The sequence below is a fragment of the Pseudomonas sp. P7548 genome (assembly GCF_013386585.1).
GTDB lineage: Bacteria > Pseudomonadota > Gammaproteobacteria > Pseudomonadales > Pseudomonadaceae > Aquipseudomonas.
The window spans coordinates 17,991-41,133 of record NZ_JACARO010000092.1 but is presented as its reverse complement, the minus strand read 5'-3'; the positions used below and the strand labels follow the sequence as shown (position 1 = coordinate 41,133).

General features: G+C 55.5%; 22 protein-coding genes and 1 pseudogene. 11 read left to right on the top strand and 12 right to left on the bottom strand.

Annotated features, from left to right (window positions below):
• Positions 1 to 81: 81 nt before the first annotated feature.
• Together HX803_RS29135 and ccoG are read right to left on the bottom strand one after the other, a co-directional pair.
• Positions 82 to 621, bottom strand: coding sequence for a FixH family protein (locus HX803_RS29135; RefSeq protein WP_178925586.1), 540 nt, complete (start codon positions 619 to 621; stop codon positions 82 to 84).
• 19 nt (positions 622 to 640) lie between these two features.
• Positions 641 to 2,044, bottom strand: a complete 1,404-nt coding sequence (gene ccoG / locus HX803_RS29130) for a cytochrome c oxidase accessory protein CcoG (RefSeq protein ID WP_178925585.1) — start codon at positions 2,042 to 2,044, stop codon at positions 641 to 643.
• 468 nt (positions 2,045 to 2,512) lie between these two features.
• Here ccoG and HX803_RS29125 point away from each other — a divergent pair, with 468 nt between their 5' ends.
• Positions 2,513 to 2,959, top strand: coding sequence for a hypothetical protein (locus HX803_RS29125; protein ID WP_178925584.1), 447 nt, complete (start codon positions 2,513 to 2,515; stop codon positions 2,957 to 2,959).
• Between the two features lie 156 nt (positions 2,960 to 3,115).
• Here HX803_RS29125 and ccoP (HX803_RS29120) read toward each other — a convergent pair whose 3' ends face one another.
• The 5 genes and pseudogenes from ccoP (HX803_RS29120) to HX803_RS32890 all read right to left on the bottom strand — a co-directional run.
• The gene (gene ccoP, locus HX803_RS29120; RefSeq protein ID WP_178925583.1) at positions 3,116 to 4,090 is read right to left on the bottom strand and encodes a cytochrome-c oxidase, cbb3-type subunit III; all 975 of its coding nucleotides are present in this window, start codon (positions 4,088 to 4,090) and stop codon (positions 3,116 to 3,118) included.
• Positions 4,087 to 4,272, bottom strand: coding sequence for a CcoQ/FixQ family Cbb3-type cytochrome c oxidase assembly chaperone (locus HX803_RS29115; RefSeq protein WP_003175465.1), 186 nt, complete (start codon positions 4,270 to 4,272; stop codon positions 4,087 to 4,089). The genes ccoP (HX803_RS29120) and HX803_RS29115 overlap by 4 nt, the downstream gene beginning before the upstream one ends.
• A gap of 5 nt (positions 4,273 to 4,277) precedes the next feature.
• A complete protein-coding gene (gene ccoO, locus HX803_RS29110) occupies positions 4,278 to 4,886 on the bottom strand; it encodes a cytochrome-c oxidase, cbb3-type subunit II (protein ID WP_056861521.1) in 609 nt (202 codons plus the stop codon).
• Positions 4,886 to 6,328 (bottom strand): cytochrome-c oxidase, cbb3-type subunit I, encoded by a 1,443-nt coding sequence (gene ccoN / locus HX803_RS29105; protein ID WP_176996290.1) that lies wholly within the window; start codon positions 6,326 to 6,328, stop codon positions 4,886 to 4,888. The genes ccoO (HX803_RS29110) and ccoN (HX803_RS29105) overlap by 1 nt, the downstream gene beginning before the upstream one ends.
• 330 nt (positions 6,329 to 6,658) lie before the next feature.
• Positions 6,659 to 6,751: pseudogene (locus HX803_RS32890) on the bottom strand (VapC toxin family PIN domain ribonuclease); the annotation flags it as partial.
• A 161-nt stretch (positions 6,752 to 6,912) separates the two neighbouring features.
• On the opposite strand from HX803_RS32890, the gene HX803_RS29100 reads away from it, so the two are divergent.
• On the top strand, positions 6,913 to 7,563 hold the full coding sequence (locus tag HX803_RS29100) for a hypothetical protein (RefSeq protein ID WP_178925582.1): 651 nt from the start codon (positions 6,913 to 6,915) through the stop codon (positions 7,561 to 7,563).
• Between the two features lie 103 nt (positions 7,564 to 7,666).
• Here the strand turns inward: HX803_RS29100 and ccoP (HX803_RS29095) are convergent, their stop codons facing one another.
• From ccoP (HX803_RS29095) to ccoN (HX803_RS29080), 4 genes are read right to left on the bottom strand one after another with little or no spacing between them, the layout of a single operon-like run.
• Positions 7,667 to 8,599, bottom strand: a complete 933-nt coding sequence (ccoP, locus tag HX803_RS29095; RefSeq protein WP_178925581.1) for a cytochrome-c oxidase, cbb3-type subunit III — start codon at positions 8,597 to 8,599, stop codon at positions 7,667 to 7,669.
• Positions 8,596 to 8,796: a cbb3-type cytochrome c oxidase subunit 3 gene (locus tag HX803_RS29090; protein WP_105523034.1), complete on the bottom strand. Its 201-nt coding sequence runs from the start codon at positions 8,794 to 8,796 to the stop codon at positions 8,596 to 8,598. Before HX803_RS29090 ends, ccoP (HX803_RS29095) begins: the two co-directional genes overlap by 4 nt.
• 3 nt (positions 8,797 to 8,799) lie before the next feature.
• On the bottom strand, positions 8,800 to 9,408 hold the full coding sequence (gene ccoO / locus HX803_RS29085) for a cytochrome-c oxidase, cbb3-type subunit II (RefSeq protein WP_178925580.1): 609 nt from the start codon (positions 9,406 to 9,408) through the stop codon (positions 8,800 to 8,802).
• Positions 9,409 to 9,418: 10 nt separating this feature from the next.
• Positions 9,419 to 10,843, bottom strand: a complete 1,425-nt coding sequence (gene ccoN, locus HX803_RS29080; RefSeq protein ID WP_178925579.1) for a cytochrome-c oxidase, cbb3-type subunit I — start codon at positions 10,841 to 10,843, stop codon at positions 9,419 to 9,421.
• 79 nt (positions 10,844 to 10,922) lie between these two features.
• Here ccoN (HX803_RS29080) and HX803_RS29075 point away from each other — a divergent pair, with 79 nt between their 5' ends.
• Positions 10,923 to 11,618 (top strand): alpha/beta family hydrolase, encoded by a 696-nt coding sequence (locus HX803_RS29075; protein WP_256732966.1) that lies wholly within the window; start codon positions 10,923 to 10,925, stop codon positions 11,616 to 11,618.
• Positions 11,619 to 11,721: 103 nt separating this feature from the next.
• Here the strand turns inward: HX803_RS29075 and HX803_RS29070 are convergent, their stop codons facing one another.
• Entirely contained in the window at positions 11,722 to 13,287 is a 1,566-nt protein-coding gene (locus tag HX803_RS29070) for a PAS domain-containing methyl-accepting chemotaxis protein (RefSeq protein WP_178925578.1), read from the bottom strand.
• A 528-nt stretch (positions 13,288 to 13,815) separates the two neighbouring features.
• On the opposite strand from HX803_RS29070, the gene HX803_RS29065 reads away from it, so the two are divergent.
• The 8 genes from HX803_RS29065 (at position 13,816) to HX803_RS32995 (ending at position 23,140) form a co-directional block, all read left to right on the top strand.
• Positions 13,816 to 15,258, top strand: coding sequence for a mannose-1-phosphate guanylyltransferase/mannose-6-phosphate isomerase (locus HX803_RS29065; RefSeq protein WP_178925577.1), 1,443 nt, complete (start codon positions 13,816 to 13,818; stop codon positions 15,256 to 15,258).
• A 150-nt stretch (positions 15,259 to 15,408) separates the two neighbouring features.
• Positions 15,409 to 16,503, top strand: coding sequence for a GDP-mannose 4,6-dehydratase (gene gmd / locus HX803_RS29060; protein WP_178925576.1), 1,095 nt, complete (start codon positions 15,409 to 15,411; stop codon positions 16,501 to 16,503).
• A gap of 9 nt (positions 16,504 to 16,512) precedes the next feature.
• Positions 16,513 to 17,598, top strand: a complete 1,086-nt coding sequence (locus HX803_RS29055; RefSeq protein ID WP_178925575.1) for a DegT/DnrJ/EryC1/StrS aminotransferase family protein — start codon at positions 16,513 to 16,515, stop codon at positions 17,596 to 17,598.
• 107 nt (positions 17,599 to 17,705) lie between these two features.
• The gene (locus HX803_RS29050) at positions 17,706 to 18,488 is read left to right on the top strand and encodes an ABC transporter permease (protein ID WP_178925574.1); all 783 of its coding nucleotides are present in this window, start codon (positions 17,706 to 17,708) and stop codon (positions 18,486 to 18,488) included.
• Positions 18,485 to 19,237, top strand: coding sequence for an ABC transporter ATP-binding protein (locus HX803_RS29045; protein ID WP_178925573.1), 753 nt, complete (start codon positions 18,485 to 18,487; stop codon positions 19,235 to 19,237). The genes HX803_RS29050 and HX803_RS29045 overlap by 4 nt, the downstream gene beginning before the upstream one ends.
• Before the next feature lie 26 nt (positions 19,238 to 19,263).
• On the top strand, positions 19,264 to 21,519 hold the full coding sequence (locus HX803_RS29040) for a glycosytransferase (protein WP_256732965.1): 2,256 nt from the start codon (positions 19,264 to 19,266) through the stop codon (positions 21,517 to 21,519).
• A complete protein-coding gene (locus HX803_RS32885; protein WP_256732964.1) occupies positions 21,516 to 22,229 on the top strand; it encodes a hypothetical protein in 714 nt (237 codons plus the stop codon). The genes HX803_RS29040 and HX803_RS32885 overlap by 4 nt, the downstream gene beginning before the upstream one ends.
• 5 nt (positions 22,230 to 22,234) lie before the next feature.
• Positions 22,235 to 23,140 (top strand): glycosyltransferase, encoded by a 906-nt coding sequence (locus tag HX803_RS32995; protein WP_372339950.1) that lies wholly within the window; start codon positions 22,235 to 22,237, stop codon positions 23,138 to 23,140.
• Positions 23,141 to 23,143 lie beyond the last annotated feature (3 nt).

Here is a 23,143-nt window from a genome sequence, read left to right as displayed (position 1 = left end):
ATCGTCGGCACGCCGGCTCCTACAGGTCGAGCGCGGGCCTTGTAGGAGCCGGCTTGCCGGCGATGCGCGAAGCGCAGGTGTTTATTTTTTGAGGTCTTCAGCACCCTGTAATGGCTCATCCCCCAACAGCAAGTCCTTGTCGTGGCTGACCTGCTCTTCTTCAAACATGCGCCAAGTGCGGTCGCCCTCGACGCCCAGCAGTTCCACGAAGCGGCGGCCTTCGACCTTGTCGGTGACCTGGCCGATGTAGCGGCCGTGTTCGGTGTCGCTGCGGGCCAGGTTGATCTTGCGGTCCTTCTCCGGTTGGGTCGGGGAGATCAGGTTGAGTTCCAAGGTAGCCGGGTTGCTGTTGCCGGTCAGGTGCACGTCGACTTCACCGGTCAGTTCATCCAGGTGCACCTTGGCGCGCAGTTGCAGGGTCTGGGCCAGCAGTTCGCGGTCCAGGGAGCGGTTGATGCCTTTGCCGGCCTCGTAGTAGTTGTCGTTGACCAGGTTGTCCGGGTTGTTCACCGCAATGGTCACCATGGACAGGGTCAAGGTCACCGAGCAGGCCAGGATCCCGATGATGATCCAGGGCCAGAGGTGCTTGTACCAGGGGCTAGCGGCAGTTGCTACGGACATTGTTCTGCTCTCTAGTAAGTCAACGAACTTGGGGGCCGATGAATCGGCTCTTGGCTTCAATATGGACGCTGGCGTCATCGGCGTCGGTGAGGATGAACTTGACCTCGTTGGTGCTCGACGGCAATTGCTCCGGCGCACTCGACAGCTCCACCGGCATGCTGACGATATCGCCGGCCGCCACCTTGATTTCACGACGGCCTTGCAGTTTGAGGTCGGGCAGGCCCGTGGCGTCGAGCACGTAGGTGTGGTCGCGTTGGTCCTTGTTCATGATCTTCAGGCTGTAGACGTTCTCGATGCGGCCTTCGGCGTTTTCGCGGTACAGCACGCGGTCCTTGCTCACGTCGAAGCCCACCAGCGAGCGCATGAAAAACGCCGCCACCAACAGGCTGATCATCGCCAGCAACACCAGGGCGTAACCGATCAGGCGCGGGCGCAGCTTGTGGGTTTTCTGCCCCGACAGGTTGTGCTCGGTGGTGTAGCTGATCAGGCCGCGCGGGTATTCCATTTTGTCCATGATGTTGTCGCAGGCGTCGATGCAGGCAGCGCAGCCGATGCACTCGATTTGCAGGCCGTCGCGGATGTCGATACCGGTGGGGCAGACCTGCACGCACATAGTGCAGTCGATGCAATCCCCCAGGCCTTGGGCCTTGTAGTCCACGCCTTTTTTGCGCGGGCCACGCAGCTCGCCACGGCGTGGGTCGTAGGAGACGATCAGGGTGTCCTTGTCGAACATCACGCTCTGGAAACGCGCATACGGGCACATGTAGATGCACACCTGTTCGCGCAGCCAGCCGGCATTGCCGTAGGTGGCGAGGGTGAAGAAACCGACCCAGAAATACGACCAGCCATCGGCCTGGCCGGTGAAGAAGTCGAACACCAATTCGCGGATCGGCGAGAAGTAGCCGACGAAGGTCATGCCGGTGACAAAACCGATCAACAACCACAGGGTGTGCTTGCTGAACTTGCGCAGGAATTTATTGGCGCCCATGGGGGCTTTGTCGAGTTTGATGCGTTGATTGCGGTCGCCTTCGGTGACCTTTTCGCACCACATGAAAATCCAGGTCCACACGCTTTGCGGGCAGGTATAGCCGCACCACACGCGCCCTGCGTACACGGTGATAAAGAACAGGCCGAAGGCGGCAACGATCAGAATGCCCGAGAGCAGGATGAAGTCCTGGGGCCAGAAAGTAGCGCCAAAAATGAAGAATTTACGCTCCGGCAGGTTCCACCAAACGGCCTGGTGGCCACCCCAGTTCAGCCACACCGTGCCGAAGTAGAGGAGGAACAACACGGCGCCGCCGAGCATGCGCAGGTTGCGGAACAGGCCGGTGAAGGCACGGGTGTAGATTTTCTCGCGCGAGGCGTAGAGGTCGACGGTCTTGGCAGGGGGGGTAACGTCATGTACCGGTATCTGGTCTCTCATCATTGCATCCCACGGCGGTGGAGATTTGCCTCGGCCAGTACGTGCCGGCCGGGGTCAAATTAGGGGTGTTGCAGTGCCTCGATAATACGCCCTTAAATGTATCAAATGGGCGCGACCTTTGGTCGCATTGGGTGTTGGTGAATGATGGTGTACGTGATCTGGGTCAATTGACAGGTGGGAGGAGAGCACTGTTTGGCGAGAGGCGCACAGGAGAATAGGTGGTTTGCTTTTTCGTAGGGCAGATCTAACTGTCCTGTAAGTTTAGTGTTCTATTGCCGAGGCCTGGTGTACGCGGTTTTTGAGTTAAATGATATTTCTCTTTGTTAACTTGATAGGGTTGTTTTGAACTGGAAATATTTCGTTCCGTTTTAACGGGGTTTCAATGAACGTCAATGGAACTCGGTGGGGCTATTTGCAACATATCAGTTGCCATTCCAATTAAGGTGGTAACTGTTTTGAGGTGTCGCAATGAATGTAAATAATGGTTTGATTTTCCCACATTTTGGACGCTCTGGATTTCCTGATTTACTACCGCCAGATCAGGATTTCAAGGTGGTTCACACTCAATACTCCGCTTGGAGTGACTTGCGGATGTCCAAGCAACTGGCGAACGATTTCAAGGTGTTTGAAGATCCGAAAACCCCGGGCTTTGTTACGCTGAACCATCTGGAAAAAATGGTCAAAGATCACAACATTCCGAAAGAATCCAGGGATTTTGCGAAGGAGTTGATGGGGCGTGAAACGCTGTTGGATCAGCTTGATAGTGACAGTCAGAAGTGGTTGGACGGTAAAATTAGTGAGCAAAGCATCCAGGACTCTATAGCCGCTCAAACTCAAGCCCGGCAGGATAAAGAAGCGCCGGCACCGCGTCCACGTTCTCCCTACGACGGCACAGATTTTTTGCCGGCATTCTGAAATAACGTGCTGTTGTAGAAGCTCCTATGAGGCTTCTCCGCCAATGAATATGGCGACTTTGGAGCGACATCGCGACTCAAGACAGAGCAACGTTGCTTCTGAAACCCAACAAGCCCTGTAAGGTGTCACCCTTTAGGGCTTGTTGTTTTTCGGGGGCTATTCCTTAGTTGTTGGGTCACTGTGGGACAAGCTGTAGACATACGCCGCCAGCAAGTGCACCTTGTCATTGCCCTGCAATTGCTCCTGCGCCGGCATCTGGCCCTGGCGGCCATAACGGATGGTCTGCTGCAGTTGGGCGAAGCTGGAACCGTAGATGAATGCACCCGGGTGGGTCAGGTCAGGCGCGCCCATGGCGGGGGTGCCTTTGCCTTGCGGGCCGTGGCAGGCCACGCAGTTGGCGGCGAAGAGTTTCTCGCCGTTGGCTACGTCTGCCTTGGCGCCTTCAGGCAACTTGCGGCCATCGAGGTTGGTCACCACGAACGCGGCGACATCACTGACGCCTTGTTCCTTGAGGATATCCAGCCAGGCCGGCATCACCGCATGGCGGCCCTTCATGATGGTTTCCTTGATGGTGGCCGGCTCCCCACCCCAGCGCCAGTCGGCGTCAGTCAGGTTGGGAAAGCCATAGGCCCCCTTGGCGTCGGAACCGTGGCACACCGAGCAGTTGGAGGCGAACAAACGGCCGCCCATCTTCAAGGCTTGTGGGTCCTTGGCAACGTCTTCGATTGGCATCGCAGCGAACTTGGCGAAGATCGGGCCGAACTTGGCGTCCGACTTGGCCATTTCCTTTTCCCATTCGTGCACGCCGGTCCAGCCGGTCTGGCCGTTGGCAAACGGGGTTTGCTTGTCGTTGTCGAGGTAGTTGTAGCCCGGCAACAGGCCTTTCCAGTTGCCCAGGCCCGGGTACAACGCCAGGTAGCCGAGGGCAAAGACGATGGTGGCGACAAACAGCATGAACCACCACTTGGGCAGCGGGTTGTCGTATTCCTCGATGCCATCGAACGAGTGGCCGACGGTTTCGTCCGTTTGTTCGGCGCGCTGCCCCCGACGGGTCGACAGCAGCAGCCAGGTCAGGGCGAAAATGGTACCCAGACTGAGGACTGTGACGTACAGACTCCAGAACGTAGTCATTCTTTGTTACTCCTAGAAGCTTGCTCGACGTGCTTGATGGCTTCGGGATCGTCCGCAAAGGGCAGCAAGGTCGCGTCTTCAAACTCCGACTTGCGCTTGGGGCTGAACACCCACAACGCCAGGCCGATAAAGGCCACCATCACCACAACGGTGCCCAGGCCACGAATCATCCCGATATCCATGAAGATCACCGTTTGCTTTTGATGATGGTGCCCAGGCCTTGCAGGTAGGCCACCAGTGCGTCCATTTCGGTCTTGCCCTTCACGGCGGCGGCTGCACCGGCGATGTCTTCATCGGTGTAGGGCACGCCCAGGGTGCGCAAGACTTCAAGTTTCTTCGCGGTGTCCTTGCCGTCGAGCTTGTTTTCCACGAGGAACGGGTAGGCCGGCATTTTCGACTCAGGTACCACGTTGCGCGGGTTGTACAAGTGCGCACGCTGCCAGTCATCGGAGTAGCGTCCGCCGACACGGGCCAGGTCCGGGCCGGTACGTTTGGAGCCCCACAGGAACGGGTGGTCCCACACGCTTTCACCGGCGACCGAGTAGTGGCCGTAGCGTTCGGTTTCGGCGCGGAACGGACGGATCATCTGTGAGTGGCAACCCACGCAGCCGTTGGCGATGTAGACGTCACGGCCCTCAACCTCAAGGGCGGTACGCGGCTTCATGCCTTCGACCGGCTTGTTGGTCACGTCCTGGAAAAACAGCGGAACGATCTGGGTCAGGCCGCCGATGCTCACGGCGATGACCATGAAGAAGGCCAGCAGGCCGATATTCTTCTCGACTACTTCATGCTTCATCAGTGAGCTCCCACTACGGCGATCTTGGCGGCGGCTTCGGCTTCTACCGGGTCGGCGGCACGCACGGTGCGCCAGACGTTGTAGGCCATCAGGAACATGCCGGAGGCAAAGAATGCACCGCCCAGGGCGCGCACGATGTAACCCGGATGGCTGGCTTGCAGCGCTTCGACGAAGGAGTAGGTGAGGGTGCCGTCATCGTTGATCGCACGCCACATCAGGCCTTGGGTGATGCCGTTGACCCACATCGAGGCGATGTAGAGCACGGTGCCGATGGTGGCCAGCCAGAAGTGCGCGTTGATCAAGCCGACGCTGTGCATCTGTGGGCGACCGAACAGTTTGGGGATCATGTGGTACAGCGCGCCGATGGAGATCATCGCGACCCAACCGAGGGCGCCGGCGTGTACGTGGCCGATGGTCCAGTCGGTGTAGTGGGACAGCGAGTTGACGGTCTTGATCGCCATCATCGGCCCTTCGAAGGTCGACATGCCGTAGAACGCCAGGGACACCACGAGGAAGCGCAGGATCGGGTCGGTGCGCAACTTATGCCAGGCGCCCGACAGAGTCATCATGCCGTTGATCATGCCGCCCCAACTCGGGGCCAGCAGGATGATCGACATCGCCATGCCCAGGGACTGCGCCCAGTCCGGCAGCGCGGTGTAGTGCAAGTGGTGCGGGCCGGCCCAGATGTACAGGGTGATCAGCGCCCAGAAGTGCACGATGGACAGGCGATAGGAGTAGATAGGACGCTCGGCCTGCTTGGGCACGAAGTAGTACATCATCCCCAGGAAGCCGGTGGTGAGGAAGAACCCCACCGCGTTGTGGCCGTACCACCACTGGATCATCGCATCCGTCGCCCCGGCGTAGGCCGAGTAGGATTTGAACAGGCTGACCGGCAGCGAGGCGTGGTTGACGATGTGCAGCATCGCCGTGACCAGGATGAAGGCCCCGTAGAACCAGTTGCCGACGTAGATGTGCTTGGTCTTGCGCTTGACGATGGTGCCGAAGAACACCACGGCGTAGGTCACCCACACGATGGCGAGCAAAATGGCGATGGGCCATTCCAGCTCGGCGTATTCCTTGGTGGTGGTGTAGCCCAGCGGCAGGGTGACTACCGCGCCGACGATGACCGCTTGCCAGCCCCAGAAGGTGAAGGCGGCGAGGCCGTCGGAGATCAGTCGCGTCTGGCAGGTTCGCTGCACGACATAGTAGGAGGTGGCAAACAATGCACATCCACCGAAGGCGAAAATCACCAGGTTGGTGTGCAGCGGGCGCAGGCGGCCGAAGGTCGTCCATGGCAAACCGAAATTCAATTCCGGCCAAACCAGTTGCGAGGCGATGAACACCCCGAGCCCCATGCCAAGGATCCCCCAGACCACCGTCATGATGGCGAACTGGCGGACTACCTTATAGTTATAAGCAGTCGGACTGATTGCTGTGCTCATTCTAAGGTTCCACGGTTTAGGTTTTTTTATAGGTAAAATCGGCCGCAAGTATGTAGAAAGCGAGGGGCCTTTGCAACGCAATGGCTGACCTGTATCAATGCGTTCCACGCCAGATTCTGCGCCCTTTCCATGTTTTACGTAGGGACAAAATCCGAAATCGAAAGCTGATCGAGTGGACAGGAATTTTTTCGGGGCGCAACGGCAGTCGTCGCGTACACCAGAACCGGCCCGCTGTGCAGGGAAGCGTAGACCCGAATGGCAGGAGGGGAAAGTTGTGCATTGGAGGGGATGTGACAAAAGGTCGCGAAGTGTCGGTGGGTGAAAGGGCGATTATTCGTCCCAGGGGGTGATCACCGTCACGCCGCTGGATTTGAAGTCACTGACATTGCGTGTGATCACGGTCAGTCCGTGTACCAGTGCGGACCTGCTGGCAGGGCTAGCAAGACAGCGCCCAAAAAGCGTTGGCGAACACCAGACCAGATCTATTTATGCGTGAAAACTCTTCATGGATTGGAACCGTCTAGGTCTTTTTCCCACATAGGAGAAGCAAATAGGCAGTAGGACTTCCAGTTAAGGAGAATTTGATGAGTGTCAACGCAACGTCCAACAACGTTATGCACGCCATGCAGCCGGCGTCGCAACGTTCGGCAAGAACGGACACCGACAAGCCGTTCGCGCGAATGAGTGAGGCGGAATTAGCCAAGCATCTCTACGCTAATTTCGACAGGTTTACTGACCCTGATCAGCCAGGTGTTGTCACGCGTCAATCCCTTGAGCGCATCGCGTATAGCTCCACGCAGTCTGGTGTCAGCACCGAAGACTCGCAGTTTGCACGTGCGCTGCTGGAAAGCCATGGCCTCATGGGCAAGCTCGACAGCTATGGCAAGTTCAGGCACGACGGGAAAATTGAACGGGAAAGTGTCCTTAACGTTGCCTCCCCTGAGCACCAGCGGTTCAGTAACATGAACGATAAGGACATGGCGGCCTACTTGATCGCTCATTTCGATACGTTCAAGGAGCGCCCGGACACGTTTAACGCGTCCGGGTCAGATCTGGGGGTGACTATTTGGTCACTTGAAGATGTAGCCCGTTCGCAGGCGTCGTCTCCTGAGGCGAAGATGTTTGCGCGTGAGTTGCTGGATCGCCCCGAACTGATGAATCGGCTGGGATTGAAGGATCGGGGCAGCCGAGTGACCCAGCAATCTCTCGTGATCTCTCAGTCCATTGGCCCGTAAGTGCAAGAAGCAATGCTTGCCGGTGTGATTGAAGCCACTGCGTCCTGATAAAAAAGCCCCGCTAGTATGCACCGTGCGGGGCTTTATGGTGGGCGAGGGCTGGTTACTCCTGCGTCTTCGGGTCCCCATGGGACAGGCTGTAAACATAAGCCGCCAACAAGTGCACTTTGTCATTGCCCTGCAGCGCTTCCTGCGCCGGCATCTGGCCTTGGCGGCCGTGGCGGATGGTCTGCTGCAACTGCGCCAGGCTGGTGCCGTAGATATAGCCGGCCGGCTTGGTCAGGTCCGGGGCGCCCATGGCTTCCATGCCATGGCCTTCCGGCCCGTGGCACGCCACACACGTGGTGTTGAATGCGGTTTTACCCGCGCCCAGATCGGCCGAGTTGTCGGCCGGCAGCGGCAGCTTGGCCAGGTCGTGGCGCACATAGGCGGCGACGTTCTTCACACCCTCGTCGCCAAGCATGTCACCCCAGGCCGGCATCGCCGCGTGGCGGCCGTTCAGGATGGTGGCCTTGATCGCCTCGGCCGAACCGCCCCAGCGCCAGATGTCGTCCGCCAGGTTGGGGAAGCCAAACGCGCCCTTGGCATCCGAGCCGTGGCACACCGCGCAGTTGGAGGCGAACAGGCGACCGCCCATCTTCAGCGCTTGCGGGTCCTTGGCCACTTCTTCCACGGGCATGGCCGAGAATTTGGCGAAGATCGGCCCGAACTTGGCGTCGGCCTTGGCCATTTCCTTGTCCCATTCCTTTGTCTGCGTCCAGCCGTCTTCATAGCCCGGCAGCACGCCTTTCCAGTTGCCCAGGCCCGGGTAGAGGATCAGGTAGCCGACTGCAAACACCAGGGTGCCGGCGAACAGCATGAACCACCACTGGGGCAGCGGGTTGTCGTATTCCTCGATACCGTCGAAGGCGTGGCCCATGGTCTGGTCCACGCTGCCCTTGGTCTCGCCCTTGCGGGTGCCCACCAACAGCCAGGTCAGGCCGATCAGGCTGCCGAGGGTCAGTACGCAGATCCATGTACTCCAGAATAGGGTCATGGCCGATTGCTCCTTGTTGCAGGCTCTTCTTGAGCGTCGGATGGGGACGGTTCATCGGCGAACGGCAGCAGGCGTGCCTGCTCGAATTCCGCATTGCGCCGGTTGTTGAACACCCACAGCGACAGGCCGATAAAGGCGATGGCGACCACCAGCGTGCCGAGGCCGCGGATGGTGCCTGCATCGAATTCAAATCCCATGGCTCACCTCTTGCTCTTGATGGCAGTGCCGAGCACTTGCAGGTAAGAAACCAGTGCGTCCATCTCGGTCTTGCCCTTGAGGCTGGCCACGGCGCCACTGATATCGTCGTCGGTGTACGGCACGCCGAGGGTGCGCATCACGTTCAACTTGGTCTCGGTGTGGCTGCTGTCGACTGGGGCGGTCACCAGCCACGGGTAGGCCGGCATCTTCGACTCGGGCACCACGTTGCGCGGGTTGTACAAGTGGGCGCGGTGCCAGTCGTCCGAGTAGCGTGCGCCGACGCGGGCCAGGTCCGGGCCGGTGCGCTTGGAGCCCCACAGGAACGGGTGGTCCCACACGCTTTCGCCCGCCACCGAGTAGTGGCCGTAGCGCTCGGTCTCGGCGCGGAACGGGCGGATCATCTGCGAGTGGCACTGCACGCAACCTTCGCGGATGTAGATGTCGCGGCCTTCCAGTTGCAGCGCGGTGTAAGGCTTCATGCCCTCTACCGGCTTATTGGTCACGTCCTGGAAGAACAGCGGGACGATCTGGGTCAGGCCGCCGATGCTCACGGCGAGCACCATCAACAGCATGAGCAGGCCGACGTTCTTTTCAATCGTTTCGTGTTTCATCACAGACTCCTCAGGCCAGCTGCGCTGCAGTGGTGACTTCGGCCGGTTGCGCCGAACGCACGGTGCGCCACGTGTTGTAAGCCATCAGGAACATGCCGCTGAGGAAGATGGCACCGCCCACCAGCCGCACGATGAAGCCTGGGTGGCTGGCCACCAGGGTTTCGACGAAGGAGTAGGTCAAGGTGCCGTCTTCGTTGACCGCACGCCACATCAGGCCCTGGGCGATGCCGTTGACCCACATCGAGGCGATGTAGAGCACGGTGCCGATGGTGGCCAGCCAGAAGTGCGCGTTGATCAGGCCGAGGCTGTACATCTGCTCGCGCCCGAAGACTTTGGGGATCATGTGGTACAACGCGCCGATGGAGATCATTGCTACCCACCCGAGGGCGCCGGCGTGTACGTGGCCAATGGTCCAGTCGGTGTAGTGGGAGAGGGCGTTGACGGTCTTGATCGCCATCATCGGGCCTTCGAAGGTCGACATGCCGTAGAAGGCCAGGGACACCACGAGGAAGCGCAGGATCGGGTCGCTGCGCAACTTATGCCAGGCGCCCGACAGGGTCATCATGCCGTTGATCATGCCGCCCCAGCTCGGTGCCAGCAGCACCAGCGACATCACCATGCCCAGGGACTGCGCCCAGTCCGGCAGCGCGGTGTAGTGCAGGTGGTGTGGGCCGGCCCAGATGTACAGGGTGATCAGCGCCCAGAAGTGCACGATGGACAAGCGATAGGAATACACCGGGCGTTCGGCCTGTTTCGGCACAAAGTAGTACATCATCCCCAGGAAGCCGGCGGTGAGGAAAAAGCCTACCGCGTTGTGCCCGTACCACCACTGCACCATGGCATCCGTCGCACCGCCGTAGAGGGAGTAGGACTTGGTCAGGCTGACCGGGATTTCCAGGTTGTTGACGATATGCAGGATGGCCACGGTGATGATGAACGCACCGAAGAACCAGTTGCCGACGTAGATGTGCTTGGTGGTGCGCTTCATCACCGTGCCGAAGAACACAATGGCGTAGGCCACCCAGACGATGGTGATCAGGATGTCGATCGGCCATTCCAGCTCGGCGTATTCCTTGGAGCTGGTGTAGCCCAGTGGCAAGGTGATTGCGGCCAAGAGAATGACAAGTTGCCAGCCCCAGAAGCAGAACGCGGCGATTTTCGGCGCGAACAGCTGCGTCTGGCAGGTGCGTTGCACCGAGTAGAAGGAGCTGGCGAACAGCGCGCAGCCGCCGAAGGCGAAGATCACCGCGTTGGTGTGCAGCGGGCGCAGGCGGCCGAAGCTGGTCCACGGCAAATCGAAGTTGAGTGCAGGCCAGACCAATTGGGCGGCGAGAAAAACCCCGAGCCCCATGCCGACGATGCCCCACACCACCGTCATAATGGCGAATTGGCGGACCACCTTGTAGTTATAGGCGGTACTTAAAGTAGTGTTCATGGTTCCCCATCCACGGTTCAACCCAAGCAGATGCGGCACTTGGGCTGGAGTTATAGGCAGACTAAAAAGCGAGGCAAGCATGGGAGAAGAGCACAAGGCCAGTATTGACGGGGATCAATGGGCGCAGTGTGTGCGGGAACACGGGTGGTTGTGGGATGTCGCCTCGCCCGCTGCGCGACGCGAGCCTGTGACGCTGATCCTGGCCCACGGCGCCGGCGCGCCGATGGACTCAGCTTTCATGAACGACATGGCTGCACGCCTTGTCGGGCATGGCGTCAACGTGGTGCGCTTCGAGTTTCCGTACATGGCCCAGCGCCGTGTGGATGGCGGCAAGCGCCCGCCGAATCCGGCGCCGAAACTGCTGGAAGCCTGGCGCGAGGTGTATGCGCAGGTGCGACGTCATGTCGCTGGGAAACTGGCGATTGGCGGCAAGTCCATGGGCGGGCGCATGGCCAGTTTGTTGGCGGATGAGCTGGGTGCCGATGGGCTGGTGTGCCTGGGGTATCCGTTCTATGCGGTGGGCAAGCCGGAAAAACCACGGGTCGAGCATCTGACGGGTTTGAAGACGCCGACCTTGATTGTGCAGGGCGAGCGGGATGCCCTGGGCAATCGGGCGGCGGTGGAAGGGTATGCGCTGTCGCCGAGTATCGAAGTGATGTGGCTGGTGGCGGGGGATCATGACTTGAAGCCGTTGAAGGCGTCGGGGTTCAGTCATGAGCAGCATCTGGAGGCTGCGGCGGTGAAAGTGGCTGGGTTTCTTATGAGCACTGCGTAAAACCTGTGGCGAGGGAGCTTGCTCCCGCTGGAGTGCGAAGCGCTCCCAAGATTTTGGGGCCGCTGCGCAGCCCAGCGGGAGCAAGCTCCCTCGCCACAGTGGTTTACCGGTTGAAGCGCTCTACCAGCGAATACTGGGTATTGGCGGTATGGGTCAGCTCTTCACTCAACTGCGCCGAGTTCAGCGCCTGCTCCGACGTCTGATCCGCCAGCAACGCAATGGTGCTGATGTTGCGGCTGATCTCTTCGGCCACCGAGCTTTGCTCTTCGGTCGCTGCTGCGATCTGGGTGGTCATGTCGGTGATATGCGCTACTGCTTCACTGATGCCCACCAACGCCTGGTCCGCTTCCATCACCCGCGCTACACCTTCTTCGGCCTGGCGATGCCCGGCGTCCATGGTTTGCACGGCTGCAGCAGCCGTCTGCTGCAACTTGGCGATCAGGGCGTGGATCTGCCCGGTGGATTCGGCGGTGCGCTGCGCCAACTGGCGCACTTCGTCCGCCACCACCGCAAAACCACGACCCATCTCACCGGCGCGTGCCGCTTCAATGGCCGCGTTCAGGGCCAGCAGGTTGGTCTGGTCGGCAATGCCTTTGATCACGTCGACAACGCCGCCGATCTCATCACTGTCCTTGGCCAGTTGGGTGACGGTCACGCCGGTTTCACCCACGGCAACGGACAGGCGCTGTATCGCCTCGCGGGTTTCCCCGGCGATATCGCGACCACGGCCGGTCAGGCGGTTGGCCTCCTGGGTTGCGTCGGCTGTGCGCTGCACGTGGCTGGCGACTTCCTGGGTGGTCGCGGCCATCTGGTTGACGGCGGTGGCCACCTGTTCGGTCTCGACGCGCTGGCGTTCCAGGCCACTGGAGCTGTTGTGCGCGAGGGTGTTGGACTGTGCGGCTTGATCGTTCAGGTGCTCAGCCGTGTCCTGCAAGCGTGTGAGACACGTCTTCAGGCGTGCCTCCTGGCTGAGGATCGACATCTCCAGGCGCGCTTGTGCGCCACGGCTGTCGGTGTACATCTGCGCGATCAACGGGTCGGAGGTGGTCTGCTCGGCCAGGCGCAACAAGCGCTTGAGGCCGCGCTGCTGCCAGCTCAGGCCCAGCAGGCCCAACGGCACCGACAAACCTGCCGCCAGGGCAAAGCCCCAATGGGAGTTCAGCGACGCGCCGATCATGAAGCTCAACTGGCTGACCAGGATAAATGGCAGCCAGTCCTGCAGCACCGGCAGCCACTTGTCCCGCTGGGGAACGGCAGACTTGCCCTGGTTGATGCGTTGGTAGAGCGCTTCGGCCCGGCGGATCTGCTCGGCGGTGGGCTTGATGCGCACCGATTCGTAGCCGATCACCTGGTTACCGTCGAAAACGGGGGTCACATAGGCGTTAACCCAATAGTGATCACCGCTCTTGCAGCGATTCTTGACAATGCCCATCCATGGCAAGCCTTGTTTGAGCGTCGACCACATGTGCGCGAACACCGCCGGCGGAACGTCCGGGTGACGCACCAGATTGTGCGGGGCACGAATCAGCTCGTCGCGGGTGAACCCACTGATCTCGACAAACGCGTCGTTGCAGTAAGTGATGACACCCTTGGCATCTGTGGTGGAGATCAACCGTTGCTGAGCGGGGAAGGTACGTTCGCGCTGGGTAACGGGTTGGTTATTACGCATGATTGTTCAATCCACAAGGCTTTCAGGGGGTATCGGCAGGCGCGAGCAATTGTTGAGAAAATTTTCCAGCAGTGAATTGCGTCATGGCAATGCTTCGTAAATACGACAGCATATTCCTGTGGTGTGCGCTCTAAGTAAATGGATTGTAGGACTATTCCGAAAATTGGTCGTGGAGTTCATGCGAGAAATCGACATGTTTCGTGAGAAGTTTAGATTTTTCGACGAAGAAGAATGCTTTTGCGGGGTGAGGGATGTTTGTATTTTTCTAGACATACCCTGACATTGTGCTAAAGGATATCAGCGCTAATGTTTCGCAATAATATGTAATTCCCTGAAATAGCATCTTAGAATATTGATTCGCATGATGGCATAAAGACTCTACGCTAGTTCGCATGATGGCATAAAGACGCTACGCTAGTTCGCATGATGGCATAAAGATTCCACGTTAGTTCGCATTTCGAATGTGCGATGTCCTGTGGGTGAGACTTCGATCGAGATAATGTGAAAATGTGTAAAAAGGAGACGAATGTGACACTTGTTCCGGTCATTATCTGCGGTGGCTCCGGCAGCCGGCTTTGGCCTGTTTCACGTTCAGCACATCCCAAACCATTTATCGAGTTGCCGGACGGAGGCAACCTGATACGTAAGACCTACAGCCGCGCCTTGGCTTTAGAGACGGTCAATGAAGTTTTGACGATTACCAACCGTGATCTCTATTTCAAGACATTAGATGAATACGCTGCGCAAGCACCGCAGTTTACGAATATGAGCTTTGTACTTGAGCCTTTCGGGCGTAATACCGCCGCTGCGGTTTTTATGGCAGCTAAAGAGGTCGAGCGCGTACATGGGGCGGATGCCATCATTTTGATACTTCCTGCTGATCACCTTATTGAGAAGCAAGTGGAGTTTTCCAGCGCGGTATCGGCGGCCTCAGAATTAGCAAAAAATGGCTGGCTGGTGACGTTCGGTGTACGCCCTGAGTATCCGGAAACCGGCTATGGCTATATTCAGAAAGACGGCGATAAACCCTTGGGCGCAGGCTTCGAAGTAAAACGTTTTGTAGAAAAACCAAGTATCGAGGTTGCCGAAGGATATCTGGCCTCAGGCCAGTACTTCTGGAACTCCGGCATGTTCTGTTTTCGTGCTGGCACATTGATTGAAGAAATGACGCTGTGGGCGCCAGAGGTGGCGAGTGCTGTGGATCGCTGTCTTGTTGCGTCAGGAGAGATGCAAGGTGAAAGCCATCGTTGCTTGCACCTGGAGCCCAATAGCTTCGCCAAAGTCCCGGATATCTCGATCGACTTCGCGTTGATGGAGCGCTCCAACAAAGTGGCTATGGTGCCCTGTGATATTGGTTGGAGTGACATCGGTTCATGGATAGCCATGAGCGAACTGTCCCCAGCCGATGAGCACGGTAATCGTATAGAGGGAGACGCTGTGCTGCATGCGTCCCGCAACAATTATGTGCGCGTTCAACGTCGGTTGGCCGCATTGGTGGGGGTTGAAGACCTGATCATTGTCGACACACCTGACGCCTTTCTGGTCGCTCACAAAGACCACGCTCAAGACATCAAGGTCATCACGGCCCAACTCAAGAAGAGTGGACACCGTGCTCACTTGGACCATATGACAGTTCGCCGTCCATGGGGAACCTATACAACGCTGGAAGAAGACTTGCGTTTCAAGATCAAGCGCATAGTGGTTAAACCCAGGGCCTCGTTGTCGTTACAGATGCACCATCACCGCAGTGAACACTGGATCGTGGTCAGTGGTACGGCACGCGTTGTTAATAATGATCGTGAGTTTTTACTGAATACCAACGAGTCGACTTTTATTCCCGCAGGCAACACTCATCGTTTGGAAAATCCAGGTGTCATCGACTTGGTATTGATTGAGGTGCAGAGCGGCGATTATTTGGGAGAAGACGATATCGTTCGGTTTGAGGATATCTATGGCCGAGCCCATGTTTGAAAGGTACTGCTCAAGCGGCTAAAGCATTCGCGCAACGGTAAAGGCAGATATTGAAGACGGCTTTTGCTTCCAAATGGGAAGTGAGGGAGGTGTGAGCGCTTGCTTCTTTGAGAGAGGTGGTTGCTCAATTAGTTGAAAAATGGTGAAAAAATGAGTGGCAAAAAAGTAGCATTGATTACAGGTATCACGGGGCAAGATGGCGCGTACCTTGCTGAGTTTTTGTTAAAAAAAGGCTATTCGGTACATGGCATCAAACGACGTAGTTCCATGTTCAATACTGCTCGTATTGACCATCTTTACCATGATCCGAATTCGACAGGTTATGACCTGACATTGCATCATGGTGATCTGACCGATTCCAGTAGCTTGATGCGCATCGTCCAGAATGTACGACCGGATGAAATCTATAATTTGGCAGCTCAAAGTCATGTTGCCGTTTCTTTCGAGGAGCCTGAGTACACCGCCAATTCCGATGCCTTGGGGGCACTGCGCCTTCTTGAAGCAATACGAATCGTTGGGTTGGAAAAGAAAACCAGGTTCTATCAAGCATCAACTTCAGAACTGTACGGTTTGGTACAAGAGATTCCGCAGAAGGAAACCACACCTTTCTACCCGCGCTCACCGTATGCGGTCGCCAAACTCTATGCTTACTGGATGACCGTAAACTATCGTGAGTCGTACGGCATTTATGCGTGCAACGGTATCTTGTTCAACCATGAATCGCCTATTCGCGGTGAGACATTTGTCACTCGTAAGATCACCCGAGCATTGGCGCGTATCAAGCTGGGCGAGCAAGAGTGTTTGTACCTCGGCAACATGAACGCCCTGCGCGACTGGGGGCATGCACGTGATTACGTTGAGATGCAGTGGCTCATGCTGCAGCAGGACGTGGCTGAAGATTATGTGATTGCAACGGGCGAACAGCACTCCGTTCGTGAGTTCGTCGAACTTGCGGCAAAAGTAATCGGCATCAATATTCGTTGGGAAGGCGCAGGGGTTGAGGAAAAAGGTTACGACTTCGCCACCAACCGATGCATCGTTGCCGTGGACCCGCGCTATTTCCGCCCCGCCGAAGTTGAAACGCTACTCGGGGACCCGAGCAAGGCCAAAACCCAATTGGGTTGGGCGCCGACAACGACGTTCGCTGAACTCGTGGAAGAAATGATGCATGAAGACATGCGTGAGGCCGAGCGCGACCAATTGGTCCAGGCCCACGGATATAAATACTTCAAGGGCCAGGAATAGGGGGCGCGGATGATTCCGGTATACCAGCCCTTCTTGGGCGGACGTGAAAAGGAATATGTAAACCAGTGCCTGGATTCGACCTGGATTTCTTCTCGCGGAGAGTTTATCTCTCGCTTTGAAAACGAATTTGCCCGATACATTGGTGCGAACCATGCCACGACGGTGAGCAACGGTACCGTCGCCCTGCATCTGGCCATGGCCGCGCTTGGGCTAGGGCCGGGTGACGAGGTCATTGTTCCAACGCTGACCTATGTGGCGTCCGTCAATACCATCCTGCAAACCGGTGCCAGCGTTGTATTCGCCGAGTCATTGGCAGATACCTGGAACGTCAGTATCGAAGACATACAAAGCCGGATCACGGAAAAGACCAAGGCGGTGATGGTCGTGCACCTCTATGGTTTGGCTTGTGACATGGAGGCGGTCGTTGCCTTGTGTCGCGAGCATGACGTATTGCTGATCGAGGATTGCGCCGAAGCTTTCGGGTCTTTGTATAAAGGTCAGCATGTAGGGACGTTTGGAGATGTCGCGACATTCAGCTTTTTCGGCAACAAGACCATTACCACCGGTGAAGGTGGAATGGTCGTATCCAAAACCAAGGCTTTGCACGACAGAGCCTGTCACCTGAAGAGCCAAGGCGTGTCCAAAACTCGGGAGTATTGGCACGATGAGCTGGCGTTCAACTACCGAATGACCAACATTTGTGCGGCCATTGGTCTCGCCCAGTTGGAGCGGGCAGACGAGATCATCGCGCTCAAGCGACGAGTCGCCGACTGGTACCGCGAAGCACTCAAGGGGCTTCCCCTGCGGATGCACGCTGAGCAGCCCGGGACCCGCCATTCGTACTGGATGTGCTCAATACTGTTGGATGATTCGCGCCAGCGTCAGCCGTTGCGTGATCACCTGACCACGCAAGGTATAGAGACCCGCCCTTTGTTTGCGCCTGCGCACACCCTACCGCATTGCAGGACAGACCAGCACTTCCCTATCGCACAAGATCTCAGCGCGCGCGGAATAAACCTCCCCAGTTATCCAACGCTGAACCGTGAACAAGTAGAGCGCATAGCAGAGGAGATCAGACACTACTTCGCCGATTAAACCGAAGGCGACCCGGGCAGCCGAGTAGCCGTTGCCCTCCAAGTGGAGTTCAGAGATTCAAGTGAGTACTGAATGTTTGGATCTAATACATTTACTCAGGTGAAGTGATGCTCTCTTATTTTACGCGTGTATGGGATGCCCGTTATTTTTGGATCCACCTTTCATTGGCAGATCTCAGATCGCGCTGGCGGCGCTCATTTTTGGGCATGGCGTGGTCGGTGATCCAGCCATTGGGCTTGACGCTGTTGCTGACGCTGGTATTCAGCAGGCTCTTTAATGCGGATATCGTGACGTACGCGCCTTACATTCTGTCGGGCATCATTGTGTGGGAGTGCATATCTGCTAATACCGTGGCGGGCTCACTGTCATTTGTCCAGGCGGACGCCTACATAAAACAATGCAATCACCCTTTGGCGATATATACGCTTCGAACGGTGGTAGGTAGCAGCATTGTTTTGATGTTAGCCAGCATATCCTTGTACGGATGGGTGGCCGTCGTGCTCCCGCAAAACTTTGGCTGGAGCTGGTTGGCTTCTCTTACCCTGTTTCCGATACTCGCATTGATCGCGTGGCCCGTGTCTACGTTGCTTTCTTACGTAAGTACCCGCTTTCGAGATATTCCCCATGCGTTAGGTCTGATCATGCAATCGTTGTGGTTTATCTCGCCAGTGTACTTTGAAGCGAAGATGTTCAAGAACGGCGGCCTGCACGCACTGGTTGATTACAATCCTATTTATCACATCTTACAGTTAATACGGGCCCCCCTACTTCAGGGAGAATGGCCAACGTGGCAGAACTACGCGTTCAGTATCGGGACGGCCGTGTTTTTTGGAGCGCTGGCGGTAATGGTGGGTAGCAAGGTTGAAAGAAAAGTGATTTTTTACCTATGAAAAATAATCGAATTTCACTTAACAACGTCAACCTTCATTACGCCTCCGTTGCCTATAAGGAGCGTTCATTGAAGTCCCTCATGGCAGGTGTGTTCAGCCGTAAGGCGCAGCGTTCAAATGTCGCGGATATTCATGCGCTGAAAAATATCACTGTTGAAATAACGAGTGGTGAGCGTGTGGGACTTCTCGGACACAACGGGGCGGGCAAGAGCACGTTCCTGAAGATGGTAGCCGGGCTATATCCCGTGTCGAGCGGTGTGCTGAATGTAGAGGGGCAAGTTCGCTCTCTGTTTGATTTGAGCTTGGGCTTTGAGCCAGACGCTACGGGCAGGGAAAATATTTTATACCGAGGCCTGTTGTTGGGTCTGTCCCCCAAGTTCATGCGTGACAAAGCAGAGGAAATCGTCGAGTTCGCCGGGCTGGGAGAGTTTATTGACTACCCCATAAAGACCTATTCGGCCGGTATGCAAGTCCGGCTCGCGTTCGCAATATCGACCACCGTGGGAGGAGATATTCTGCTTCTGGATGAGGTCATCGGTGCTGGTGACGCGAATTTTATGGCTAAAGCCAGGGAGCGTATTACAGGCCTTATTGAGCAGGCAGAAATTCTGGTGTTGGCAACTCATGATTTCAGTGCGTTACGTTCGATTTGTAATCGTGGTCTGGTGTTCCATCACGGTGAACTGGTTTTCGACGGTGCCTGTGATGAGGCCGTTGCTGAATATAAAGTTATAAATGGATTGAAATAATTTTGAAAACACTAAGAGTCCTTTGGTTGCTTAACCATACGACATTACGGAAATTCGAAGTTGATCAGCTCAAGGCGCTGGGCGTGAATGAAATTTTCATGCCGAAAAGTTTTCCTTATGACGAGGGCAATCTTTCTGCCAGCGTCGATTTCAGTTTTGACGCCGCGTTGACCATCCCTAAGGATCAGCTGGATGTCTTGAATGCGCAGGATTGGTATGCGGGCCCATGCGAGGAGGCCTGGCGGATTGCCAATTTGTACTTTGATGTGGCGATTGTTGGTTTTTTTCCAACTCAAATTAAAAGTGCTGTGCGTCATTTCAAGGGTGCTATTGTTCTGCGAGTTTTTGGTTTGTCAAAGGGCTATTCTTATTCTCAGTTGTTTTACGAGGAAGCTGAAGAGTCCTTGGTCCGTAGTATCAAGGCAATGGGCGCGCGATTCTGGTTTGGCGCAGGCTACGACCATTTGAAAGACTCCGAACAGAATTTTTTAGCCAGTAGAAACTGCTACCTGCCTGTCGGTTTGAAGGGCGAGGCTGCGCCTGATTTATGGGAAGGGACGCTCAAGAAGATTTTGTTTGTCTGTCCAAGAATTGGGTCTTCCCCATACTTTGAAAATATTTATAAAAGCTTTATTCATGACTTTTCGGGGAGCGAGTACACCATTGGCGGTGCGCAACCGATTGCGGTGCCTGATAAAAATGTACTGGGATTTGTGTCCGCTGAAGAGCATGAGTACAACATGAGGCAACACAGGGTGATGTTTTATCACTCTACTGAGCCCAACCACATTCATTATCACCCCTTTGAAGCCATTCGTGCAGGCATGCCCTTATTGTTCATGGCGGGCGGCATGCTGGATAAAATGGGGGGGATCGGTTTGCCAGGTCGCTGTGAAACAGTGGCTGAAGCCAAGGCTAAAACTAAGCAGTTGATGAGCGGTGATCAAAAGCTGATCCAAAACATCCGCGAATCGCAAATGGTTTTGCTTGAGCCTATGAAAGCAAAAAATTGCGAGCAAGCCTGGCAAGCTGGCTTCAAAAAAGTGCTGGCGGAACTTGAGACAATCAAAAAAGAAAGTGTTGAGCGCCCTGTTCGCAGAAAGCGAATTGCCGTCATCGTTCCTGTGGAGTACAGGGGCGGAAGCCTGAGGGGAGCAAAGCTTGTAGCTAATGCCTTGTATCACGGCAGTCGCCAGATGGGGGAGGCTGTTGATGTCGTGTTCCTGCACTTAAACAGCGCCGAAAGCTATCCGCCTGAAGAGTTCATGGACCTTGAAAGCGAGATCTCGATTCGTTCATACAAATGGAACGTTTTGGATGCAATGCCCGCACGACGAGCCATGCGCTACTCCGGGCATGAAGGTTGGGAACCGAAGTGTCCGCGTTATCTGGTTATCGATGATGGAATAAATAACCTCCAGGATTGTGATGTCTGGCTGGTCATTTCCGATCGTTTAAATGGGCCGCTTCTGCCGATGCGACCTTCGATACTCATGGTGTATGACTACCTGCAGCGGTATGTTCCGATATTACCATTGGGTGCAGATCAGCCTTATATAGATGCGGCCAGGGCTGCGTCGAAGGTCCTGGTGACCACCGCTTTTACACAGCAAGACGCGTTGAATTACGCAGGGGTACCAACGAATAAGGTATTCAAGTTACCCATGCTGGCTCCCGACTTTTCCCGTGTAAAAGGCAGTTTTGCCGATCGCTCGAATTATTTCTTGTGGACCACCAATACGGCGATACACAAAAATCATTTGAATGCCGTGAATGCGTTGAAGTTTTATTATGAGGAGCTCGGTGGTGTATTGGAATGCCGGATTACGGGCGTCAATACCAAGGGCCTGTTTAAAAGTAAGTTGCCCCATCTCAAGCCGTTAAACGATGTATTGGGGAAAAGTCGATTATTGAAAAAAAATGTGAACTTGTTGGGTGAGCTGCCAGATAGAAATTATCAAAGTGAACTCGCAGGCGCTGCTTTTTTGTGGCATGCAGGTACGATTGATAATGGTACGTTCAGTGTCGTCGAGGCGGCGGGTCTAGGTGTTCCTTCATTAAGTAGTGACTACCCGGCCATGAGGGAAATTGATCAGCAGTTTTCCTTGGGGTTGAGTTGGATGAAGTCGGATAAGCCAAAGCAAATGGCCAGCCAACTTAAAGAGATGGAACTTTCCTATCTGGAACGCCGCAATGCGTTGCCTTCCAGTGACGTGTTGGCTGAGCAGAGTGTCGAGAAACTGGCGAATGCCTATTGGCAGGTTGTCAGGGAGTGCTTATGAAAAAGTTTGGTATCTATCTGGCCTACGCTCCAGGGCTGGACCTTCGGCACGAGGGGCTGGGCCGTTATCTTGCGGCATTCCTCAAAGGTGCCGAAGGGCGAGACGATGTGAAGTTTACATTGGTATGCCCGAGTTGGACTAAGAAAGCGCTGCATGATCTGTTTCAGAGTGAAGGCGTTCAGGAGGATGTGTTTGAAATCGTTTCACCTGCCAGTGTTCCCATGATCTTGCGGTGTTACGAGGAATACATAGCTCGGAAAAAGAAACAGAAAAAAGTTCCGTTTAGAGAGCGGCTGGCCAAAAAGCTATTTCATTGGAAGGCTATCGTGCTCGGCAAGATTGAGGATCGTTTGATTACGGTTGATTCCTATACGGGACTGATCCGTTTAGGGCTCGAAGCGGTTGCCCTTTGTTTGTTGTTATTGTTGTTCAGCCCGTTGCTCATTTTACTGCCTGTTTATGCGCTTTATCTGAAAGTTCGTGTGATTGTGCGTAAACTTTTTCGTCCCTTAAAGCGGCTGGTGAGTCGCTTGCAGACGGCGGTAGGTGCGCCGAAAGAAGATAGTTTAGTGCTTCGTCTGTATCGTCGTTTGGAACAAGTTGAATCTGATCGTATGTTGCAACTTATCAATAAGATGACGGAGGTGAAGGCGTGGTATAGCCCAACTGCCTTCTGGCCTGCATTCAATCAAATTCAACGCCACGTCTGATGTGTGTGCCTGACGTCGTGCTGTCAGATTTTCCTATCGGCTTTTCGGAAGTAGGGGGCGAGCGATTTTTACAAGTTTATGAAAGGGTTGAAGCTGCCATTCACGGTGGTCAGCACTTTGTGACGTATAGCAAAAATGTTAAGTGGGAAACATTGGTCGAGCGGTACGCCCTAAGGCCGTCACTCGTTTCAGTTGTTCACCATGCGCCCAATGACTTGAGCAGCAATGTGGCTGTGAAGGGGTTGTCTGACGAAGCGGCGTCTTCAAAAAACTATTGCATGATTCTTTTCCAAAGGGCTTTGAAAAAGTCTTCAAATCCCAGCTATTCATCTGCATTTCTTAACGGTGATGCGCAGTTTATCTTTTATGCCAGCCAGTTTCGGCCCAATAAAAATATGATTTCTTTGCTGAGGGCGTATGAGTACCTTTTGCGAAACGATTTTATTCGCCACAAATTAATACTCACCGGGCACGCGGCGGGCTTTCCTCTTGTGAGGGAATTTATTCGCGAAAATCATCTGGAAAATGATGTGCTATGTATTCACGGCTTGACCGTACAGGAGCTGGCTGCGTGCTATAAGTTAGCGGATCTGGCCGTTAATCCGAGTTTGAGCGAAGGCGGCTGCCCGTTTACGTTTACTGAAGCATTGTCCGTTGCAACGCCCGTAGTAATGGCCCGTATACCGGTCACGGAAGAAGTGTTGGTAGATGAAACGTTGCAACAAATGACGTTTTTCAACCCCTATGACTGGCGAGACATCGCCAGCCGTATTCAGTGGGGCATCCTTAATCGTGATGAGTTACTGGCCGTTCAATTAAAGACCTATGCTTTGTTGTCCAGACGCAACTGGACGGATGTTGTAAATGAGCACATCGATATATTGGATACGATTTCGAGAGATATCAATTGAGTG